General features: G+C 45.1%; 17 protein-coding genes and 1 tRNA gene. 7 read left to right on the top strand and 11 right to left on the bottom strand.

All coding sequences use genetic code 11. The annotated features are described in order from the left end of the window. Positions 1-135: 135 nt before the first annotated feature. Both AC6RV6_RS16580 and AC6RV6_RS16575 read right to left on the bottom strand, forming a co-directional pair. Positions 136-1809, bottom strand: a complete 1674-nt coding sequence (locus tag AC6RV6_RS16580; RefSeq protein ID WP_500241982.1) for a D-Ala-D-Ala carboxypeptidase family metallohydrolase — start codon at positions 1807-1809, stop codon at positions 136-138. Between the two features lie 43 nt (positions 1810-1852). After that, on the bottom strand, positions 1853-3331 hold the full coding sequence (locus tag AC6RV6_RS16575) for a site-2 protease family protein (RefSeq protein WP_500241981.1): 1479 nt from the start codon (positions 3329-3331) through the stop codon (positions 1853-1855). A gap of 356 nt (positions 3332-3687) precedes the next feature. On the opposite strand from AC6RV6_RS16575, the gene AC6RV6_RS16570 reads away from it, so the two are divergent. Continuing rightward, on the top strand, positions 3688-5670 hold the full coding sequence (locus AC6RV6_RS16570; RefSeq protein ID WP_500241980.1) for a CHASE2 domain-containing protein: 1983 nt from the start codon (positions 3688-3690) through the stop codon (positions 5668-5670). 17 nt (positions 5671-5687) lie between these two features. On the opposite strand, the gene nagA is transcribed toward AC6RV6_RS16570, so the two are convergent. Continuing rightward, positions 5688-6848, bottom strand: a complete 1161-nt coding sequence (nagA, locus tag AC6RV6_RS16565) for an N-acetylglucosamine-6-phosphate deacetylase (RefSeq protein ID WP_500241996.1) — start codon at positions 6846-6848, stop codon at positions 5688-5690. Between the two features lie 40 nt (positions 6849-6888). After that, positions 6889-7302 (bottom strand): GNAT family N-acetyltransferase, encoded by a 414-nt coding sequence (locus AC6RV6_RS16560; protein ID WP_500241979.1) that lies wholly within the window; start codon positions 7300-7302, stop codon positions 6889-6891. Positions 7303-7319: 17 nt separating this feature from the next. Between AC6RV6_RS16560 and purE the strand changes: the two genes are divergently transcribed. Continuing rightward, positions 7320-7844, top strand: a complete 525-nt coding sequence (gene purE / locus AC6RV6_RS16555) for a 5-(carboxyamino)imidazole ribonucleotide mutase (protein ID WP_500241978.1) — start codon at positions 7320-7322, stop codon at positions 7842-7844. A 99-nt stretch (positions 7845-7943) separates the two neighbouring features. After that, on the top strand, positions 7944-9572 hold the full coding sequence (locus AC6RV6_RS16550) for an adenylate/guanylate cyclase domain-containing protein (RefSeq protein ID WP_500241977.1): 1629 nt from the start codon (positions 7944-7946) through the stop codon (positions 9570-9572). A 28-nt stretch (positions 9573-9600) separates the two neighbouring features. Here the strand turns inward: AC6RV6_RS16550 and AC6RV6_RS16545 are convergent, their stop codons facing one another. The 3 genes from AC6RV6_RS16545 to AC6RV6_RS16535 form a co-directional block, all read right to left on the bottom strand. Beyond that, positions 9601-10554, bottom strand: coding sequence for an aldo/keto reductase (locus tag AC6RV6_RS16545; RefSeq protein ID WP_500241976.1), 954 nt, complete (start codon positions 10552-10554; stop codon positions 9601-9603). Between the two features lie 35 nt (positions 10555-10589). Next, positions 10590-10988 (bottom strand): DUF1824 family protein, encoded by a 399-nt coding sequence (locus AC6RV6_RS16540; protein WP_500241975.1) that lies wholly within the window; start codon positions 10986-10988, stop codon positions 10590-10592. Positions 10989-11078: 90 nt separating this feature from the next. Next, positions 11079-11420 (bottom strand): 2Fe-2S iron-sulfur cluster-binding protein, encoded by a 342-nt coding sequence (locus tag AC6RV6_RS16535; RefSeq protein ID WP_500241974.1) that lies wholly within the window; start codon positions 11418-11420, stop codon positions 11079-11081. Between the two features lie 122 nt (positions 11421-11542). Between AC6RV6_RS16535 and ccsB the strand changes: the two genes are divergently transcribed. The 3 genes from ccsB to tilS all read left to right on the top strand — a co-directional run bounded on the left by ccsB (position 11543) and on the right by tilS (position 15658). Next, on the top strand, positions 11543-12547 hold the full coding sequence (gene ccsB / locus AC6RV6_RS16530) for a c-type cytochrome biogenesis protein CcsB (protein ID WP_500241973.1): 1005 nt from the start codon (positions 11543-11545) through the stop codon (positions 12545-12547). A gap of 121 nt (positions 12548-12668) precedes the next feature. Continuing rightward, entirely contained in the window at positions 12669-14501 is a 1833-nt protein-coding gene (locus tag AC6RV6_RS16525; protein ID WP_500241972.1) for a KGK domain-containing protein, read from the top strand. 182 nt (positions 14502-14683) lie between these two features. Next, entirely contained in the window at positions 14684-15658 is a 975-nt protein-coding gene (gene tilS / locus AC6RV6_RS16520) for a tRNA lysidine(34) synthetase TilS (protein WP_500241971.1), read from the top strand. 232 nt (positions 15659-15890) lie between these two features. Here tilS and AC6RV6_RS16515 read toward each other — a convergent pair whose 3' ends face one another. Continuing rightward, a complete protein-coding gene (locus AC6RV6_RS16515) occupies positions 15891-17732 on the bottom strand; it encodes a sensor histidine kinase (protein WP_500241995.1) in 1842 nt (613 codons plus the stop codon). A gap of 381 nt (positions 17733-18113) precedes the next feature. On the opposite strand from AC6RV6_RS16515, the gene AC6RV6_RS16510 reads away from it, so the two are divergent. After that, on the top strand, positions 18114-18368 hold the full coding sequence (locus AC6RV6_RS16510; RefSeq protein WP_500241970.1) for a hypothetical protein: 255 nt from the start codon (positions 18114-18116) through the stop codon (positions 18366-18368). A 26-nt stretch (positions 18369-18394) separates the two neighbouring features. Here AC6RV6_RS16510 and AC6RV6_RS16505 read toward each other — a convergent pair. The 3 genes from AC6RV6_RS16505 to AC6RV6_RS16495 form a co-directional block, all read right to left on the bottom strand. Beyond that, positions 18395-18468 (bottom strand) — tRNA-Met (locus tag AC6RV6_RS16505). Positions 18469-18601: 133 nt separating this feature from the next. Further along, complete coding sequence (locus AC6RV6_RS16500) at positions 18602-20473, bottom strand: peptidoglycan DD-metalloendopeptidase family protein (protein WP_500241969.1); 1872 nt, start codon at positions 20471-20473, stop codon at positions 18602-18604. A 594-nt stretch (positions 20474-21067) separates the two neighbouring features. Then, positions 21068-21550 (bottom strand): tRNA (cytidine(34)-2'-O)-methyltransferase, encoded by a 483-nt coding sequence (locus AC6RV6_RS16495; RefSeq protein WP_500241968.1) that lies wholly within the window; start codon positions 21548-21550, stop codon positions 21068-21070. Between the last annotated feature and the right edge of the window lie 94 nt (positions 21551-21644).

The raw sequence follows: 21644 nt of genomic DNA, 5'->3' as shown, positions 1-21644 counted from the left end.
CGTTAAGGAACTCTGAAAGCACGCTCCGAACCCTGAGAACTCCGATGATTTTCACCCTTACCTCAACTATAGCAGTCATCTTTGCGGAAGGATGAAGGATGAAAATATTGCCGGTCAATCCTGACACTTTACCCTCTAATAATGCCACCGAGCGCGATGGCCGCGGCCATCGATATGACAGAGATTGGGATATTTGGTATAGCGTCCTAATCCTCCCGGCCACCAAGGGTCGAGCAGCCAGTACAGTTGATTGCCTGTGAGATTATCACAAACAAAATCGATCGCGTCGCCGACAATATGGCGGCTGTATTTGGCCCCACCCACGGCTCGGTTGATATGAGGAGGGCGATACCAACTGGTGATAATGAAGGGGCGACCGACGCGATCGCGGGCTTGTTGGGCGAGTTGGGCAATGCGGATCATGGCCTTGAATGTGGCATCATCTGGAGGCATTCGCGTGCCGCCTTTGGTGGCTTCCGCCCAAGTAAAATTACCATTAGGAAGAATCGCGGCGGCGAGTTGGATATTGTGCCGCGTCCAGCGATCGGGGCGATCGGGGAGAATAATACGGGGTTTATCTTTTTCGTCGGCACGCTCTCGAGCAAGGCGCTTGGTATCTTCAATCAAAGAGGCAAGAGCCGCAGAGCGAGTCTTTAACCCCCGCCATAGCTGCACGATACGAATGAGGGCTTCTCGCTGTTGGTGATTTTCGCCGTAGGCACTTGGAATGCGGCGAACAAAGTTTAAGAGTTCGCGATCGAGTTGGGCGGCTACTTTTTTCAGATCCTCTCGAGACGCGGGACCGGCGGTTAATATTTCTGGGTTGATGCCCAATTGAGTAAGGGCTGAGGCGCGAGAATCCAACTGTCGCCAGAGTCGAAAACCTTCCGCGATCGCATTGCGCTGGCTGCCTTTGCCTTCGTAATAAGAGGGGATGCGCTGGATAAAATTGAGGAGGGAAGCATCAAAGACCTGTAACCCCGGATCGGGATTGGTTGCGGCTTGGAGGGAGGCGATCGCTTCTTCTCGGGTGGGTAACTGCCGCCAATACTGAGTTAAGCGCAAGAGACTCTCTCGCTGGTGGGGATAGCCGCTATAGTTAGCAGAAAGGCGCTGTACGAACTGTTTGAGGGCAACATCGAGGCGATCGTCTTGCAGTTGAGCGGCAGGGACTTTTTCATCTCGAGCGAGGGAAGCGATCGCGGCCTCGACGGTATCCAAGTGCCGCCAAATGCGAACGGCGGCAAGAAGTGCTTCGCGTTGGTGAGCCAATCCCGAATAATATTCAGCAATGCGTTCGGTGAGGGCGAGGAGTTGTTGGTCTAAATCTGCCAAATTTTGCGGGATGAAGCGACCGTCATAATCTGTAGCAATATCATTTTTATAGGCTTCTAAGAGTCGATCGCCATCGCACGGCAGAAGTTGTCCCATTGTTCCTTCTGCCAGTTGCGGCAAATATCCCCCCGCAATCACTTCAACGACGCGATCGCTATATCGTCCTTCGCTGGCATTCCACAAATCCTGATTTTGCCATTTCTGTGCCGCGAGATCGTCGGTAATCGTGCGGATGAGATTGGCCGCATACTGCACTTGTTCTGGAAAGGTATCAAAGCGATTCTCTACTGGAGGGATTGGGCGATCCGGGTCGAGGCGATCGTTGGTTGTCACCCCCAATCCCGTTTCCTCATCCTTGAGAATGGGAGCGCGATGAACGCGATAGAGTGCCGCTAAAATGGGTTTGTGGATGCCTGCCCGCTCCGCTTCAATCAAATAGTGGTAGTTGCGCCACTCCGGTGTTAGCTCCGCCATTGGTTATTACTGGTGACTGATGACTGGTGATTGGTAACTGTAATCACACGCCTAATACATTAGCTAATTTACCCGGTAACGGGAGCAAAATAATAACCAAGAGGGTTAAAGCGCAAAGACCGAGAAAATCTCGTTTGTTATCCAACTCTGTCACATCGTTTAAGGCGGGTTCGTCGGTATTGGGCATAAACAATAAAAAGATCGCCCAAATAATAAATTCCGATCGCGCAAAAGCAAAGAGGAGCATCAGTAAACGAGCAATTTGACCGATAATCGCGGCGGTACGCTGGCCGAACATGGCATGAACGATATGTCCGCCATCCAACTGACCGACGGGCATTAAATTTAAAGCGGTCACAATAACCCCTAAATAGCCCGCGATCGCCAAAGGATGTAATTGAATAGCCATACCCACTCCGAGGTTATCCCCCAAAGTGAGTTTTCCCAATAGGGCTAAAAAGAAGGAAAAACGAGGATCGAGAGCAGCAAAATGGAAAAGATTGGATTGGTCGGAAAGTTCGACGACTTGGGAAAGGGAAAGCCCCCAAATTAATAGGGGTAAAGTGACCAAAAAACCGCCGACGGGTCCGGCCAAAGCAATATCGAAGAGGGCGCGGCGATTGGGGACGGGCGATCGCATTTGTACAAATGCACCGATAGTCCCCAAGAAAAAAGGAATAGGAATGAAATAGGGCAGAGTCGTGCGAATGCGATAGTAGAGAGCGACTCCGTAATGGCTAAATTCGTGAACCCCTAACACCGCTAAAAGTGCCAGACTGTAGGGGAGTCCTTGGAGGAAGAGCATCGGCTCGGCATGGAGTTCTTCTTGAGGAATGCCCGCAAATAAAGCTCCCGCGTAAGTGGTGGTAAAAAGCGTAATGGCCAACAGGCTCAACACCAATCTCGGTTGCTTGAGGGGAATCTCGCTAGGAGGGGTTTCCCGAGATTCGGCGCGGGGGTTGGGAACGAGGGCAAAAAAGGGTTTGTTCGCTGCTCCTTCATGAAAAATCAGCAGAAAGCGATCGCCGAATTTGGCTTCAACATTTTCCCGCACGGTTTCATAAGCCTTATCCGAGTTGGATTTAAGGCGACCTCGGCAAAGAATAGCTTGGGGACGATAATCCACGGCTTGCAAGTAATAAACTCCCCAAGGAAAGCACTTACGGAGGTTTTTTTCTTCGTCGGTGGTGAGAGGACGGGGATTAGTGTCGGGTTGGGGACTTGCGGCTGGATTCTCTGGCGATGGCTTATTCTCTATAGGAGGAGGCTCGATTCGTCCTTTTTGAATCAGCCACCAATACAAAAATGGACAAGCCACGAAAGGAATCACAAGGAGAGGTAAAGGTAGAGGGCGGTCTTCCCCTAAGACAAGCATCCAAAGGGTTAGGAGTAAAGGCGGGGTCATCAAAACGAGCCACAAGAGCCAAATCGGAGTTGTCGTGATCTTGGCAACGTTTTGCTTCACGATAAAATAACTGACTATACCGAGAAAAATTAGGAGCAAAATTTCTATAGTTTCCATAAGCAAAAAAGGAGGATGGGTTACATTGAACCCCATTCCTTGACAATATTGAGTTCATTTTCTCCCCTCGGGGGACGATCGCGAATTTTGACCCATATTCAACGAGAGTGAAGGATTTTTGAGGAATTTTTGTTACTCTTGCTGGCATCGATCTCGTTTCAGCCTACCAAAATAAGCTCTACCAAAATCCTAGCAAATTCCTTGTCCGGCAAGTTTGCCAATTTATCAAGGGTATTGTGGGTTAGGTCTCTCCCCAAAAGAGAGGAAAGATTTCCCAAGAGAAAAGGAGTCAAACTTAGGTTTGACTCCTTTTCCCTCAGTTAAGATTATATTTGATGACAACTTAGAGAAAGATCGTGCCTCTCAAAGAACGGCGATCGCCGCATTTTTCCTCAAATTTTTCGCAGTGGTGGAAACTTCTACACCCAAAAGTGTTAGGGGTCGTTTTAGCAGGATTTTGGGTCAGTGTGGGAGCGATCGCGGCGGCTTGGAATGGCACTCCGGTACAATGGCTAGAACGACAGGTTCGCACGCAATTTTTTGTTTTTCGCGGTTCGATTCCTGCTCCCGATGAAATTATAATTTTAGCAATTGATGACGATTCCTTAAAAGCAGCAGAAACGTTTCAAGGCAGTGAAACGGCAGAAGAAATTACGCGACTGCTTCCTAATTTTCCTTGGCCGCGCGAAACTTATGCCCGAGGGATCGATCGCTTGATGAATGCTGGGGCAAAAACCATTTCTCTCGATTTATTATTCGATCTCCCGAGTGGTTATGGGGTAGAAGACGATCGCAAACTCCAAAAAAGTTTAGAAAAATACGCCGGACAAATTACCCTTGCGGCTGCTTATCTCGAAGTTTTTTTAGAAGAAGGTACGTCATTTCAACTCGCAGAACCCAACCTCGATTTAAAAACAGAATCTCTTTCATTAGGGTTTGCGGATTTTCTCTTAGATGCTGACGATCGCGTGCATCGTCTCGGATGGGTTTATCGAGAAAAAATTGTCCGTCCTCTCAGTCTTCCCATTCTACCTTCTTTCGCCGAAGCAACGGTAAAAAATTATCGCCAAGCTGAGAGTATTCCTCGAGGGGAAGGTCTATTTTATTGGGGCGATCGCTTTGAGAGTTTTCGCTATATTTCCTTTTGGAGAATCTTAGAAGAAAGGGAATGGCAGCGTTTGCAAGCCGAAGAAACTTTTAAAGATAAAATTGTTTTAATCGGGACAACTGCTTCAACCTTACATGATTTTAAAGCAACACCTTTTTCCTTGCAAATGCCCGGGGTAGAAATTCATGCCCATGCGATCGCGACGCTTTTAGAAAATAAAGCCATTGTGGAAATTCTACCTAATTTAAACGTGCGAGGCATACTCATTTTTATCAGTGCCAGCGCGATCGCAATTCTGCTTTGGTTCTTAAGTCAATATTCTTTACGACAATTAGCTGCAGGTATAGCGATCGCGATCGCTTGGATCGGGATTGCTTATGGACTATTTACCTATGCTCAACTCGCTATTCCCACGGCTCTCCCTGCAATTATTATTTTACTCTGTAGCAGTTCTTATTTCATTCTCACGGTGATTCATGGCAATCTCGAAAAGCTCTTTTTACAAACGACTTTGGAGCGTTATGTCGCCCAACCCGTGGCGAAAGAAATCCTCAAAAATCCTGAGAATTTCTATTCAATGGTGCAAGGAAAAAAAATCAAAGTTGCCGTTCTCTTTTCCGATATTCGCGGCTTTACCACCCTTTCCTTTTTACTCCCACCAGAAGAATTGATTGCTCAACTCAATATCTATTTTCACGAAATGGTCGAAGCGATCGTTTCTGAGGAAGGAACTCTTGATAAATTTATCGGCGATGCAGTGATGGCAGAGTTTGGTTTTCCTTTATCTCGTGGAGAAAAACAAGATGCTCTCAATGCCGTTAAAGCCGCTCTCGCCATGCGAAAAAATCTCGCAGAATTACGCAAAAGTTGGCAAGAAACCGGACGCATTCCTTTATTTAATGGCATTGGTATAAGTTATGGAGAAGCGATCGCAGGGGATATCGGCTCGTGGCGACGGCGAGAATATGCTGTCATGGGCGATACGGTTAATATTGCCAGTCGCGTTGAAAGCACGACGAAGAAACTGCAAACCGATATTTTGATTTCTGAATCTCTTTACAAAATTGTCAAAGATGAAATTGAAGCGATCGATCTCGGAGAGCATTCCTTAAAAGGAAGAGAAAGCGATCTAATTCGACTCTATAGTGTCATCGGCTTAAAAGGATGCGATCGCAGTTTTTACGACCGCGTACAAGCCGATTTAAAAAACTACTTAAAACAATCTTCTTAACCCGATGGCAAATGCGATTAAGACAACCTTTGCCAAGATAATTTTCTTCTCTCCTCATCCCAATGCCAACGTAAAAAAGAGGCCGATCGCCCCACAGAAAATCCGGGTAGCCCGATCGCTTCTCTCGTGCTTTCCGTTGCTAAAGCGATCGCCTTTTCTATTTCACAAAATCCCCAGTTCGCTAAATTTTCCACTCCTACCAATAAAGGTAAAGTCGTTCCTGAAAGCGTTCCATCGGGCAATTTTGCCGTTCCTTGCCTCACTTCAATTGTTCTTGTATCCCAAGGATAGACCCCATCGGACAAGCCTATCGGAGCCAAGGCATCACTCACTAAAAAAACGTTTTCTGCTGCCCGCAGTAAGATTTGTAATATTGTCGGACAAACATGCTGACCGTCAGCAATAAATCCGCAATAGACTCCCGATCGCGTCATCGCTTCTCCTAATAATCCCGGTTGGCGGTGATGCAGCCCGGGCATGGCATTAAACGCATGAGTGACCATCGATGCGCCGCGATCGAATGCTGCTTTGGCTTGGGATGCCGTTGCGAGGGAGTGACCCAAACTGACGGTAATTCCTTGCGATCGCAAATAAGGAATTACCGTGCCAGTTTCGTCTAATTCGGGGGCAAGGGTAACAATTTTCACCACTGAAGCAAATTCCCCTAAAACTCCCTTGACATTCTCTAAAGTCAGAGGAAGTAAATATTCGGGAGGATGCGCGCCTCGTTTTTCATAATTCAGAAAAGGTCCTTCTAAATGAACGCCTAAAATTTGAGCGCTTTCTGATGGATCTGCGAATAGAGAAGAATTCGCGATCGCGGCTAGAGATTGCTGTATCTTTTCAATAGAAGTGGTTACAATCGTGGGACAAAATCCATCGATTCCTTGTTCCCATAAATAGCGGCCAATATTTTCTAAAATAGGCAAATCTGCGGTTGTTAAGTCGGGAAAAGCGAGTCCCAAACCCCCGTTAATTTGCAGATCGACTCCTCCCAAAGACAACCAATCTCCCGCAATATCTAAGGCATTTTCCGCTACGTTTGCATCGGTCATTGCCAGAATATCTGTAATTTTCCCTGCTTGGATCGCGATCGCCTGCAAACCTTCGTAGCCGCACAAACGTGCATTGACAATCCAAGAAACGGGTTGAGGAATTAGCGATCGCATGGGTAACATTTTTTCCAAAAAATAAAATATCGAACAGTCAGAGCAAATTTCAAGAGCGTGTTAATTTCATAGGGCAAATGGGCTGCACAATTTCGACAAATCCCCATTTTTCATAAAAAGGCATCATTTCCGGCAAATAGAATAAGGCAAAATCTTTCACGTTTGCGAGTTGAGGGCGATCGAGCAGAGATTTCATTAACATTCGCCCCACGCCCTGACTCCGAGAAGAGGACTCAACGATAACATCGAAAATAAGCGCTCGATACACATAATCCGTAAGAACGCGGGCAAATGCAACTAAACGGCCGGTCTTGGAGTCACAAAAAGCAACAATCTCATCGGAATGTTTTAACATTTCTCGTACATCATCGTGCTTTCGTCCCCGAGTCCACCACTCAACTTGATACATTTGAAGAAGGTCATTAATTTGAGCATCATTAAGATGCGAGATTTCTATTAACATTCGGAGACTCTAACTTGATGAATGAGACAATCCCATTAGTTGGCATTATTATGGGCAGCGATTCCGATTTACCCACCATGCAAGCTGCGATCGCCATCTGCGAGGAATTTGCCGTTCCCCACGAAGTCGCGATCGTCTCTGCCCATCGGACTCCCGATCGCATGGTCAACTACGCGCGAGAAGCCCACCAACGAGGTCTTAAAGTGATTATTGCCGGTGCGGGGGGAGCCGCACACCTACCGGGGATGGTGGCTTCTCTGACCCCTTTACCCGTGATTGGCGTTCCGGTTGCTACGCGACATCTCCAAGGCGTTGATTCCCTCTATTCTATCGTGCAAATGCCGAGGGGAATTCCTGTCGCGACGGTGGCGATCGGGAATGCTCAAAATGCAGGCTTGCTGGCCGTACAAATTTTAGCCTCTCATCAGCCCGAACTCATCAAAAAAATTCAACAATATCGCCAAAATCTTTCCCAAACTGTCTTGGACAAACAACAAAAATTAGAACAAATTGGTTATCAAGAATATTTGCATTTAGATTGATAACAATGTTATTCGTTGATTGTTGATTTACAGCCAACAACTAATAACTAGCAATCAATATTTTGGCTTCGCTCAATGCAAGCAATAAAAACTAATATTATGTCTTATTTTCTTGTCTGTAGTCCGGATAGCAAAAACGAAAAAATTTTTAAACTAAAATGGGGAACGAATACAATTGGACGTTCTCAGAGTAATAGTATCTCGATCAAAGATAATAGTTTATCTCGCCATCATGCCGAGATCGTAATCGGTCGAAATCGCTCTATTGTTAAAGACTTAAATAGTTTGAATGGAACATTTGTTAATCAGAAAAAGATTAAACAGCAAACGCTAAAACATGGAGATTTGATTTTTTGTGGCACGATTGTGTTGAAATTTCTGGATGCGTTTGCCGAATCTGAAGACGATTTAGAGAATAATGAAGAGTTGCCCATCGTTCGTCAATTTTCTCCACAAAAAACTCAAGTTTCTATTGAAGATATATTAGACGGTACAAAATCATCATCTTCGGCTTTACGACTCAAACAAAAAGATATTAATCGCAGAGATGTTGATAAATTAAGAATTCTATTAGAAGTGAGTAAACAACTCTCTTCGCCGGAAAACCTAGATAAACTCTTAGATAAAATTCTCGCTCTTTTATTGCAAATCATGAATGTCGATCGGGCGGCAATTTTACTTCTTAATGAAGAAACGAAACAACTCGAACAAAAAGCCGTTTGTTCGAGATCGGGGCTTTCTGTTAATTATCAATTTTACAGCACTAAAATTATTAATTATGTTTGCACGCGAGGCAATGCCATCTTAACAGATGATGCTGGGGCCGATCGCCGTTTTCAAGGTTCAGACTCCATTTTAATTCAAGCAATTCGTGCTTCAATGTGCGTTCCTTTGCAAACGGGAGATACAGTTTTTGGTGTATTGTACGTGGATAATTTATCGCGATCTAAAGTATATACGGAAGAAGATTTAGAGTTTTTGAGTGCTTTAGGGACTCAAGCTGCGATCGCGATCGATAACTCTCGCTTGACGAACAAAATGCAGGAGGAAGCCATTTGGCGGGATAAAATGGAACGCTTTTTTCCTAAAGCCATTAGTCGCAAACTGCGAGAGGAAGGACACCTCGAAATTATCGATACAGAAGTGACGGCATTATTTGCCGATATTAGCGATTTTACCAAGATGTCTTCAACCATGGAACCCCGTCAAGTCATTGAAATGTTGAATGATTATTTTAATGTCATGGTTGAGGAAATTGTTTTTGCTTATGAAGGCACGTTAGAGAAGTATATTGGCGATGCTTTATTAGCGGTTTGGGGTGCGCCTTACGCTCGAGAAGATGATAGCAATCGTGCGGTTCAAGCCGCCATTGATATGCAATATGCCGTCCGTCGTCTCAATCGAGAATGGGAGGCTAAAGGCCGCCAACCCATCGCCATTCATATCGGTTTAAATACGGGACAAGTGGCAGCGGGAAATATTGGCTCGAAAAAACTCATTCAATATGCCGCGATCGGAGATACAACAAATGTCACGAGTCGCATTTGTAATGTTGCCAAATCCAATGAAATTGTTCTTTCTTATAGCACTTATACAAAACTCAAAAATCGTCCCGATTTGCCTTTAGAAAAGTTGCCTCCGGTGCAGGTTAAAGGCAAAGATAAACCCCTGCAACTTTATCGCTTGCATTGGCAGCGCATTTCTGCTGAGAAAACGATTCCTTCTTAAATTCAGTCACCCATTTTAATTCTTTTGATTATACTCCTCGTTCGTAGGAATAAATATCGCCAAACTGTGCGAATAATTCCTCAGATCGCTGAGAAAGGATCTGTAAATCTTCTGGAGCAATTGTTGTATTTAATGCTTCCATATTTTTTTGAATTTGCTGGCGATTTTCTGTCAATCCAGTAATAATTGCACTGACACCAGACTGATTTTTTAACCAATTTAACGCAACTTGTGAGACCCCGATCTGATATTTTTGAGCAACTGTATCTAATGTCAATAGCATTTCCTGTAATATACCCCAGCCTCCATGTTTGTTAATCGCATTACTATAGTAAAAACTGCGAGCGTGTTCGGAGGCTAAAGGCATTGTTTTGACATTGACAAATTGATTGGAGAGAAACCCTCCTGCGAGAGAACCATAGGCAAAAATCTCAATCCCAGCTTGCAAACAAAAGGCTTGCATAGAGGTTTCAACGCGGCGATCGATGAGACTATATTGGACTTGATTGCTCTGAATTGGGGCAATTTTTATTGCTTTTGCTAACATCGGCGTATTAAAATTGGTCACTCCCAAGCAATTGATTTTACCTTGCTCGACATACTTGTTAAATGCTTCGAAGGTTGAAGTAAAATCCAGTTGAGGATCGTGCCAGTGAATTTGCACGCAATCCAAGCGATCGCGTTGTAAATTTCGCAAGGAACTCTCAATCTTATTCTGAATTTGTTTGGGAGTGGGAATGCTATCAAAAAATACAGCTTTGGTGAAAATTTTGCAATCTTCTCTGCCTTTTAAGGATTTTCCTAAAATTCGTTCGCTGCGCCCATAAATATCTGCCGTATCAAACTTTTTAATACCCCAAGCAATATAAGTATCGATCGCCCGTTCGAGATCGATTTCTGGTGTTGCTTTCCAACTGCGATCGTCCAGTTGCCAACACCCTAAAATAAAAGCATTTGCAATGCGATCGGATTGTGGGTTCATGATAGTTTCTAATTGAGAGATGGAAAAGCAAGGAATTAAGATGGAGCAAATAAATCGAGGGGAAAATGTCCGTAAGTCCCGTTAATTTCTTCTACTTCCGATTGACAAGAAATGAGAACTCCTCGATATTCTCCTTCATAATTATCGAGATAGTGGGTCATTTTAACGGTATTAAACTTGATATAAACCGGACGATCGATAGATTCAAGAGACGCGATCGCAAAAGGCACGCGATAACCCAATGCTTCGAGATAATTGGCTAAACTTTGATAACCTATATCTGAATTATCGGCACAAACTCCAAAATTTTCCGACTCCGATCGCGCCGTCAGCCAGCGCAAGGCTTGGCGCAGTTCCTCGGCTTCACTGTCTGAAGCAGGAATTTTGGGGGTGACGCAGCTATAAGAATCCAGTAATTGGCGTGGGTCGGTCATTTCAATGAGCAATGAATAATGGGCAATGCTTTTGGCTTAAGGTTGAGGCTTGAAACCTTTTTTTGAGTTAGTTGACATTCATCGTCTTAATTATTCCCCTTCGGGGGGCGGCGATGAAAAATACAGGGAAGATTGATACAAAATCTGTTCTTGATGAGTTTCTAAAACGCAATGCGATCGCGGATAAGCCACACAAGTTACGGTATAGCCGAGGGCGACTTCTTCGGGTTTAAGGAACTTTTGCTCGCTTTGATCGACCTCACCTTCAATTAAGCGGGCAAGACAGACCGAGCATTCTCCTTGCAAGCACCCTGAAGGTAAGGAAATTCCCGCCTCATCTGCGAGATCGAGGATATATTGGTCATCCGGTACGAAAAGCGTTCGCTCTAAGCCGCGATCGCGATTAATTAAGCGAACTTGATAAATTGCCATCAAATCGACCTCAGCCCCTAAAATTCTCTCAACAAGAATAACCTCAGAACCGCTAGGATATTATTGTTCGGTTGAATCCGTCAACTGCAATCTTTCTCTAAAATCGTTATTTTTCAACTCTTATGGATTTAATTGTTCTGCAAAACATCCTCGATAATACTGCCTTTGCCGTTCTTTTTACGGCTATGCTGCTCTATTGGAGCGGTGCGGCGTTTCGCGAAATTCCCCTTCTGCCTCGTTTGGGAAGCGCAGGAATGGCGATCGCCAACCTCTGCATGGCGGCTTTGTTGGGGGCGCGTTGGTTGGAAGCTGGATATTTTCCCTTAAGCAACCTCTACGAATCTTTATTCTTCCTCGCATGGGGCATCACTGCCGTTCATTTTATCGCCGAACGCACGAGCGATTCATCCTTGACCGGCGTTTTTACTTCTCCTTTGGCAATGGGGATTACTGCCTTTGCTGCCTTGACTCTCCCCTCGGATATGCAAAACTCAGCCCCTCTCGTCCCTGCCCTCAAATCCAATTGGCTGATGATGCACGTGAGCGTCATGATGTTAAGTTATGCAACATTAATGGTGGGCGCACTCCTTGCGATCGCTTTCCTCTTCGTCACCCGAGGGCAAAACGTGCAGTTACAAGGCAGTTCTATTGGCTTGGGGGATTATCGCCTCAAAACTCCCTCTCGAGTTGAAAAAGAACCCGCAATCCTATCTGCTCCTTCTATCAGTCCTGTGACCGGTCAAACCGCCGTCCTCGAACGAATGACCACAGAACCCATCACCCCGACCCTTCTTTCACCTCAACGCCTGACTCTCGCCGAAACGTTAGATAATATTAGCTATCGCATTATCGGTTTGGGTTTTCCCTTGCTGACTATCGGCATTATTGCGGGAGGCGTTTGGGCCAACGAAGCATGGGGATCCTATTGGAGTTGGGATCCTAAAGAAACTTGGGCGTTAATTACTTGGTTGGTTTTTGCCGCTTATCTTCACGCTCGCCTCACTCGCGGTTGGCAGGGTCGAAAGCCCGCTATTTTAGCCGCTACAGGGTTCGCTGTCGTCTGGATTTGCTACCTTGGAGTTAACTTATTGGGGAAAGGATTGCATTCTTATGGTTGGTTTTTCTAGGTTGTTCGCTCCAAAATAGAATAAACTTTTAGCGAAAACAAACTAAGAAGCTCAGCGAGGCGATCGACTGACCTCGACAGCGACAGCAACACAATGATTAGTAAGGTAGGGTGAAACAACCGTGGAAAACCAATTCGAGCCACTCGATCGCGGAGAAGTTCTTTCGGTCAACGAATCCGTACAAATTCTTATCGGACACAGTACCTTTAGGGTAGACGAGCTTGCTCAAGCCCTCAAAGCGCAGTTGCTCGAACACCAAATTGGCGGGATAACTGAAGAGAAAACGGGCTGGTTTAATGCTGAAGGGGCAGAATGTCAAGTCCTGAGATACAGCGCGGGAAATTGGCAAAAAGGCAAAGTTCGTATCAGTTTTGAATTTTGTCCCAGTGACTCTAATGGATTTCCCTCCGCTAAAACTGCGGTTATTTCTCCTCCCGAAACCACTGTTGCGACGGCACAAATGGAGCTTAGAGAAGAAGCGAAACCTTCCCTCGAAAGTTTGCCAGTGGAAGCGATCGCTCTTGACGAAACCGAGGATTTTCTCGAACCCTTAGAACTTCCTCCAACAGATTCTTTTGCGGAAGAAACGGAGATGTTAGGAGAAAGTGAAAATTTCCTCGAATCTGTTGAGGTACCTCCCTCGGAGGAGAGCGATCTTGCCGAAGAATTAGCGATCGAAGAAGCGGAAGATCTGCTCGCGAATGTGGAAGAACCCGCAATGGATGAGCTAGCTGGAATTGAAGAAGAGACACCAATACTTGCACAAGAAACAGAAGATATCTGGGCTGAGAAAGAAGAGCTTTCCGAACTTGCTGGCTCTTCCTTAGTTGAAACCGAAACAGAAAAATTATGGCTCGATGAAGAAGAATCAGCAGATATTCCTCAAGATCGACTTGAGGAAGAAAATGAAGAAATTGATGTGGGTGGAGGATTAGTAGAAGATATCTTTGATGATGCTCCCGATGATGCCCTTTTTGAGGAAGAAAGTGAAGAAATTGATGTGGGTGGAGGATTAGTAGAAGATATCTTTGATGATGCTCCCGATGATTCCCTTTTTGAGGAAGAAAGTGAAGAAATTGATGCGGGTGGAGGATTAGTAGAAGATATCTTTGATGATGCTCCTGATGATGCCTCTTTTGAGGAAGAAAGTGAAGAAATTGATGCGGGTGGAGGATTAGTAGAAGATATCTTTGATGATGCTCCTGATGATGCCTCTTTTGAGGAAGAAAGTGAAGAAATTGATGTGGATGGAGGATTAGTAGAAGACATCTTTGACGATGCTCCCGATGATGCCCTTTTTGAGGAAGAAAGTGAAGAAATTGATGTGGGTGGAGGATTAGTAGAAGATATCTTTGATGATGCTCCCGATGATGCCCTTTTTGAGGAAGAAAGTGAAGAAATTGATGTGGGTGGAGGATTAGTAGAAGATATCTTTGATGGTGCTCCCGATGAAGAAGGAGAATTAGATATTTTTGCCGAAGCATCTGCAACAACTCCAACAACTGACGAAATGGATGCAGAATTGGAGTTTGGGGAAGAAAATATTTTTGCGGAATCTTTATCGACTCCAGAAAGCGAACCTGAAGTTGAAGATACATCTGATAGTATTTTTGATACCAATGCTTTTGAAGTGGAAGAACCGAGTTTAGCAGAAGATGTCTTTGCTGATGTTTCGGATGATGAATTAGACTTAGGAGATGCTTTTGGCAGCAATGATGCAATCGATATATCTGAAGCTAATAATGTGCAAGAAAACGATGAAGATTTAGGCTTTGCAGATAATGACGAGGATGAACTTTTAAGCAGTATAGATGAAGATCTTGATTGGGGAAAATCAGATGATGACGAATTAGCCTTTGACGATTCCTCAAACTCTAGCAACTCGGGAGAGGAGAATGAGAAAGAAGAAGCTGTATTTGCCGATATTTGGCAAGATATTGATGAATTCAGCTAACTCTGATTATTGATTATTCTGGAGCGATTATGAAAATTAGCAAGCAGCTTTATTTATGATGAAAATTTGGAAGTTTTACGAAAGTATATTCAGGATAGAAAAGATGTTTTCAAAACGGCAAAATCTGCGGAAAAACAGCGAGAAACTAAAAATAAACAAATAGAATTAAATTTTTAGAGTTGGTGGTGAATAATTGGACTCTATTACACGCTCGCATTCATAAAACCTTGCGAAAAAGAAAACTTTTAGCCCAAGGCGATCGCATTCTTGTTGCTGTTTCAGGAGGGCAAGATTCCCTTTGCTTGTTAAAATTACTCTTAGATTTACAACCCAAATGGCAGTGGCAACTAGCTGCAATTCACTGCGATCATAATTGGGAAACGGATGCCGGAATTAGCGATCGCGTGGCTGAAATTGCTCGCAGTTGGGATATCCCTTTATACTTAAAACAAGCTGAAGCATTGCCAGAAACGGAAGCAGCCGCGAGAAAATGGCGCTATGATGCGATCGCAGAAATTGCTAGAGAATACAATTTTCACCGCGTTACTGTGGGGCATACTCAAAGCGATCGCGCAGAAACTCTCCTCTATAATCTCATTCGCGGTGCTGGTGCCGATGGCTTGCAGGCTTTAACATGGCATCGTCTCCTCACTCCTGATATTCACCTCATTCGTCCTTTGTTGGAAGTAACGCGATCGCAAACCGGGGAATTTTGCCGAGAATTCCAGCTTCCTGTTTGGGAAGATGTTATGAATGAAAATCTCTATTATGCCCGCAACCGACTTCGCGCGAAAATCATTCCTTATTTAAAAGAACATTTTAATCCTCAAGTAGAGCAGAACATCGCACAAACTGCTGAACTTTTACGGGCAGATGTGGAATATTTAGAAGCAGAAGCTGCTAAATATTTAGAACAAGCGTTTGTTGATGCTGAAAAACCCACTCTCGATCGCCAAGTTTTGCGATCGCTTCCTCTCGCCTTACAACGAAGAATATTAAGACAATTTTTGCAGCAAAATCTCCCCGCATCTCCTAATTTTGAACAAATCGAAGCCGCCATACATTTAATTTATGCCCCGAACAAAAGCAGAACTTCAACCTTTCCGGGGGGAGTTTACCTAGAAGTTCGAGGAAATTATTTCATATCAACACAATAGTAAGGCGATGCTATTACTTTGGTTTTGTTCGTTTTTTGTATACGTCAGTTCGACGGAAAAAAGCTGGGAAAAGGAAAACACCAGACGTATGCTGAAATTAGTCAAATCAACCATCTGGTGCTATGTCTACCATTGGTCAGCCTCATTGTCTGGCTAGATTGGCAGGCGGCCACCGCGCCAGCGATCGTGGTTTTATGAGGATTCTCTGCTGTTGTGCTGAGGATGGTGATGTCTAGACAATGGGTAATGCGATCGTGAAGATTGTTCCCTTGCCAAGCTCTGAACTGCATTCGATCGAGCCACCATGCTTCTCCGTGATGATTTGATGCGCGATCGCCATCCCCAAACCGGTTCCTTTGCCAACTTCTTTGGTGGTAAACCCCTGCTCAAAAATTCGTTCGATCGTTTCCAGTTTCATTCCCAAGGCATTGTCTTGGATCTGAATTTGCACCTGTTTATCAACCACTGAAGTGGTAATTGTAATTATATTGGGATCGGCTTTAATCTCCTCGAAGGTTTTGCCTTGATTCGCCTCCTCAAAGGCATCAATGGCATTGGCCAAGATGTTCATAAACATCTGATTTAACTGACCTGGAAAACATTGCACTTCCGGTAGCTCACCATAGTTCTTGATAACTTCAACTGCTGGCCGCTTTTCATTGCCCTTGGTTCGATGTTTAAGGATTAGTATTGTACTATCAATGCCCTCATGGATATTAAATGCTGTCTTATGATCTCGATCCTGACGAGAGAAGATACGCAAACCATCACTGATATTGCGAATGCGATCCACTCCTGAATTCATCGAGTTGATAATATTGGGCAAGTCTTGCCGCACAAATTCCAAGTCAATCTCTTGAATTTCATCTTCAATATCTGCATCAGGGTTGGGCATTTTTTCTTGATACAAATCAATCAGTCCGAGTAGATCCTTTACATAGTTTTGGGCGGGTTGAATATTCCCTTTTAGGAACCCCACTGGGTTATTGATCTCATGGGCAACGCCTGCCACTAATTGACCCAGGCTCGACATTTTTTCGGACTGGACTAATTGAATTTGGGTTTGCTTGAGTTCCTCAAAGGCTTTTGTTTTGGCAAGCACCTCTTTCTCTAACTCATCAGCATCCGTAACCCGTCCAATCAGAGGACGCAACACGAAAACCAAACCAACTGTGGCGATCGTGCTGACCCCAAAGACTGCCAGACCGACAAAAATCAAATCTCGGTTCACCGCACCATACAGTTCCTTGCGCTCCATCTGCACTGCAATAGCCCAGTCCGTATTCGGCAAGGTCTCAAAGGCAATGACCTGACCGTCGTAATGTTCAATTCCCGTTGTATCTTGGGCGATCGCATCTTTGAGTATAGGAACCAAGGGTTCTGGCAGCACCTGTGAACCGTTTCGCAAGGGAAAGAACAACGCTAAGGTGTCCCCCTTCTCTTGAGCCAAGAGCATCTCGCCCGTCTCCCCCAAGCCGCTGGATTCCGCAACGAGCCTCTCCATGCCGAGCATCCTAAACACAGCAATATCCCGGCCAATCCGCTCTTGCTGCTCAGAAAAAATGGGGCTACTCACCAAGAGATGGGGGTGATTATCAATCGTGAGGGGGCCAACTGTGATGGACTCGTCCGTTTCCCCTTGGAGAATGTCTGAGAGGCCCAGAGGAGAGTCAACACCGACATGAACCAGAAGTTTGTTGGTGTGATCGAAGCGACTGACCCCCACCAATGACTTGCTTTGATCGATCGCATCCTCTAGATCGAACAAACTCAGTTCCTGCAACTCAGTCAAGCTTGCCTCGCCCTGAACGTAGTCAGAAAGTATCCGTCGGGCAAAGGTACGGCTCGTGACCTGTTCGGCAACCTGAATCTTGCCTTGCTGCACCTGTTCAGCCGCTAACGTTCGGTTACTCAGTTTAGCCTGGAGGTCTTGCTCCTGAGCTGTTTTCAGCTTGTTGTAGAAGGGAATGACACTGACCAATGCCACCACTAAACTGACGCAAAAAACTCCTGCCGTAGAATAACGGCTCAGGTTGCGTTGTAAACGGTTTGAAGAGTTTGAGGGACTGTTCACCAAGCTTGTTTAATTAAGGTTATTTCCAATCTATTCAGGGTAAACGCAACAAAATCACCCCAAAAAATTGCTATTGAGGATCATGCCATAAAAAGGAGTTCCGTGCGATTCGGACTGAAAATCCTCTTGTCAAAAGATTATTCCCTTGTAGATTCCCCATTGGTTACTAGCGATCGCCCGTATTGAAACGCGATTCACAATGAAGCGATCGCTGTAACTCCCATTATTACCTTAAGTCTGGTCACATCTTGCACGATGGGATTGATGATAACCCTCTTTTGTCACTCTGGGAAAAGCAAAATCAAAGTAAAATCCCTAAACTCAGTCAGGACATGATATTTAGCGATCGCAAACTAACAGGAACGCAAAAATTCCTCGTTTTTGCAAAAGCCTTGCTATACAGGGGTTTCAGAATTTGCTTTAGCGAAAGTGACACAAGAGGACTATACCATTTTCCCGATCCCGCTTTGGGTGGAAGGACCGCGCGAAGGTAAATGCGATCGCTTTTTTTTGCGAACCTTAACCTTCTCTAGCCCTTTGTTAACCAGAGCCAATTCGGTCTCAAAATCTTTCCCCATTTTTCCCCCACTTTTTTGTATCATCCAACAACATCCCGATGTTCCCGACGTTATTTGATGGTAGACGCAATCCTGTTTTTTCAATGGCTCGGGGCAGATTTGAACTGCCGACCTTGGGCTTATGAGTCCCCTGCTCTAACCAACTGAGCTACCGAGCCTTATTTTTTTACACCTTTGCTAGTGTAGCACAAAATTAAAACTATTACCAATTCAAGAATAAAATAAATTGCGGGTGAGAAAAACTCACCCGCAATTTATTGAAAAATAGGGAATTTCCCAAGTGCGAATTGATTAACGGTTTCTGGGTAAAAACGCCATCGGATTCGCGGCACCGCGTCCAGAGGGGTGAACTTCAAAATGAAGGTGAGGACCCGTGCTAAAGCCTGTGCTGCCCATCAGAGAAATTTTCTGACCTTGCTCGACGCGATCGCCTTTGCGAACGAGAACTTTGCTGTTATGAGCGTAACGAGTCAAGCTACCATCAGCATGACGAACATCTACCAAGTTGCCATAACCACCAGAATTCCAACCTGCTGAGACGACTTCACCCGGTGCTGCTGCATAGATAGGAGTACCTGTGGGTGCGGCAATATCGATACCCTTGTGCATCCGTCCCCAACGCGGACCGTATCCTGAAGTCAGGGTTCCGCGAGTCGGCCAGATATAGCCGTTAAACTCTTGGGGAGAATTAGGCAGGTAGCGATCGCGTTCCTCTAAAGGCGGAATTTGCGGTTCTACTGTTTGTCCGGCAGGCATTTCCAAGAGACGATTATACCCTTGTACTGGAGCCGGAGCTGTTGCCACCACGGTCGTTCCCGTTTCGCTGGAGCGTTCTGTTGCTGGGGATACAGGCAAATTGCGCTCTCGGCCGCGAGTTTGACGGCGATCTTCAACCGGAACCGTGAGAGAAGGTTGTGGCAGTAAATTGCGTTCCGTCGGCTTGGTTAAAATTGGAGCCGGTGTTGCTTCCGGAGTCGGAAGAACCGAAATCTCTCCCGGTGCGGAAGTGGAACTATCGTTGCGCTGTTGGCGATATTCTTCCCGCAGCCTCATGATGTCATCCTTCAACTCTTGAATGCGAGCATCTTCTGAGTCTGGAGAGGGAATTCGCGCTTGAGTGGTCTGAGCGATTAACGTAGGTTCGGATGCTTCAGCATAAACTACGGTTGGGGATTGATTGACCCGATCGCGGACTTCCCGAGAGCGAGGAATCTTTAATTCGCGATCGACTTGCAATAAACGAGGATCGTTAATGTCATTGCTTTGCATCAACTCGGAAACCGAGATGCCATGACTGTCGGCAACGGTTTGCAGCGTATCTCCGATACGAACGCGATAAACGGCTCCGGTCACAGCAGAGAGGCTCACGGCTGGCGTTTCTGCTTTCTGGTTGGTGTTGACCGTTGGCACGATCGCAGAGTTCGTGGATTTAACGCGAATTGAAACCTTATTAGCTTTGTCATTAGACACGATCGCTTCTCGGGGAACAACCACCGAACTTTTCCTAGCGGTAGGCGCGATCGCTTGAGGGACTTGTAATGTAGCGGTAGATTTAGATGCTTTTTTTAATTCTTTACGAGTTGGAGATTGGTTCTCCTTCTCCTTGGAAGGGTCGCTTTGAGTAGAAATGAAGGGTTTTTGACTCGCCGCTTGGAAAATATCCCCTCGAGCATTTGCCTGAGAATCTTCTCTAGAACTTTCTTGGCTAACTCCCTTACTGGCGGGAATTTTCAAAGTTTGTCCCACGGATAAGATTTCTTCAGACTCAATGGCATTAGAAGCAGCAATGGTTTTGGGAGAAATCCCATATTCCTTAGAGATATCCCAAAGCGTATCTCCTTGCTCAACTCTATGCTTGATAGTTGAAGATTTAGCAACAGAAGGGGATTGTGCTGTTTCTGTTGCTTTGTTTTGCGTTTTGGTTTCTTGTGGGGCGATCGCTACGGGAGCAGTTGCCGGAGAAACAGTTCTTGTCGGAACAGTTTTTGTTGGAATCGGAGCGTTAGCAATAGCGGCTTCTGTTGCCATTGCTTCTTTAGCTTGGCTGGGTAAGAGTACGCCAGCCGTTGCGCCCATAGAAAGGGCGGCAATTCCCAGGACTGTAGCACTAGCACGGCGTGCTGCTTCGCTGGTTTTGGTGTTTTGTGCGTGTGGGGGTATCAACAACGACCTCCTAATTGTAATGAGCGATTTGACTTTTTATTGAGGGAATGACGATAACTACGGCTGTTTTAGTAATTCCCAAAAGCGCGATCGCAATTGCTGACAGTTCGATGAATTGAGTGACCTAGGTCAGATTACTCTGCTTTTCCAAACAAGTCAACTTTGGTTTTGAGTGCAGTTGGGATGGGAGTATTGCCATAACTTACCCGATCTCAACTTTGCTATCCGGATCGAACTATTTCAGGAATAGCAAGAACCTAAGTAGCTTATGTCCTGCATAACACGAGGTTGATGATTACTCTACGCTAACTTGGCAAAAAACGACAAGTCCTAAAAAGAGGGAATATAGAAATTTCTTATTCAATTCAGTTGATTATGTATCATGCGATACTGAATTCTCTTAAATTGTTCCTCAAGCATCTCATCTCTATATGGCTTCAGACTCTACCTTTGAAGTTTCACTGAATAACCATCAAAAGATTTAATACCAAAAACAAAACACGAAACGGTGACAATTATTCTACTTAAAGGGCTTTAGGCTCATCTTTCAAAAAATCACTCAAGAATGATAAAGCAATAATAATATTTTTGATTTCAAGGCGAGTCCGCATCTACGGATCGAAGGCATCCCAGTTGTCTTCGCGCTTCAAATAAAGCGATCGCCACACTATTCGCTAAATTTAAACTCCGAACCCCTTTCTGGTTCATGGGTATATATAATATTTCATCACATTTGTCAAGAGTCTGAGGAGATAAACCTGAAGTTTCGCTGCCAAACAACAGCCAATCATTCTCGCGAAAGGCAAACTCGGTATAATTGCGATCGCCGCGAACGCTAAAACCGAGGGTGCGTCCCCCAACTGCCAAGCGGGAGGCTGCAAACCGTTCGATATCTACATGGTAATGAACATCGACATAAGGCCAGTAATCCAAACCCGCTCGTTTGAGGCGGCGATCGCTAATTTCAAAGCCGAGAGGTGCAACTAAATGAAGTTGCGTTCCCGTGGCCGCGCAGGTTCTGGCAATATTGCCCGTATTGGGAGGAATTTGGGGATGAACGAGAACGATTTTTGGCATGAGAACAGGTTAATTACTGGGAAGAAATACTTACTCGATAATCGATCGCATATTTTGCTCTGTTTGGCTGAGGCGATCGCAAGGGATGATTGAT

This window comes from Spirulina sp. LEGE 11439 (genome assembly GCF_059821285.1).
This window is presented reverse-complemented; position numbering and strand designations above follow the sequence as displayed.

Bases quoted from the DNA above. Each gene is read 5' to 3' on its own strand.
- nagA (WP_500241996.1), bottom strand. From the start codon at position 6,848: ATGTTACCCATGCGATCGCTAATTCCTCAACCCGTTTCTTGGATTGTC.
- ccsB (WP_500241973.1), top strand. From the start codon at position 11,543: ATGGATTTAATTGTTCTGCAAAACATCCTCGATAATACTGCCTTTGCC.
- purE (WP_500241978.1), top strand. From the start codon at position 7,320: ATGAATGAGACAATCCCATTAGTTGGCATTATTATGGGCAGCGATTCC.
- AC6RV6_RS16580 (WP_500241982.1), bottom strand. From the start codon at position 1,809: ATGGCGGAGCTAACACCGGAGTGGCGCAACTACCACTATTTGATTGAA.
- AC6RV6_RS16540 (WP_500241975.1), bottom strand. From the start codon at position 10,988: ATGACCGACCCACGCCAATTACTGGATTCTTATAGCTGCGTCACCCCC.
- AC6RV6_RS16535 (WP_500241974.1), bottom strand. From the start codon at position 11,420: ATGGCAATTTATCAAGTTCGCTTAATTAATCGCGATCGCGGCTTAGAG.
- AC6RV6_RS16550 (WP_500241977.1), top strand. From the start codon at position 7,944: ATGTCTTATTTTCTTGTCTGTAGTCCGGATAGCAAAAACGAAAAAATT.
- AC6RV6_RS16495 (WP_500241968.1), bottom strand. From the start codon at position 21,550: ATGCCAAAAATCGTTCTCGTTCATCCCCAAATTCCTCCCAATACGGGC.
- AC6RV6_RS16560 (WP_500241979.1), bottom strand. From the start codon at position 7,302: ATGTTAATAGAAATCTCGCATCTTAATGATGCTCAAATTAATGACCTT.
- AC6RV6_RS16575 (WP_500241981.1), bottom strand. From the start codon at position 3,331: ATGGAAACTATAGAAATTTTGCTCCTAATTTTTCTCGGTATAGTCAGT.
- AC6RV6_RS16545 (WP_500241976.1), bottom strand. From the start codon at position 10,554: ATGAACCCACAATCCGATCGCATTGCAAATGCTTTTATTTTAGGGTGT.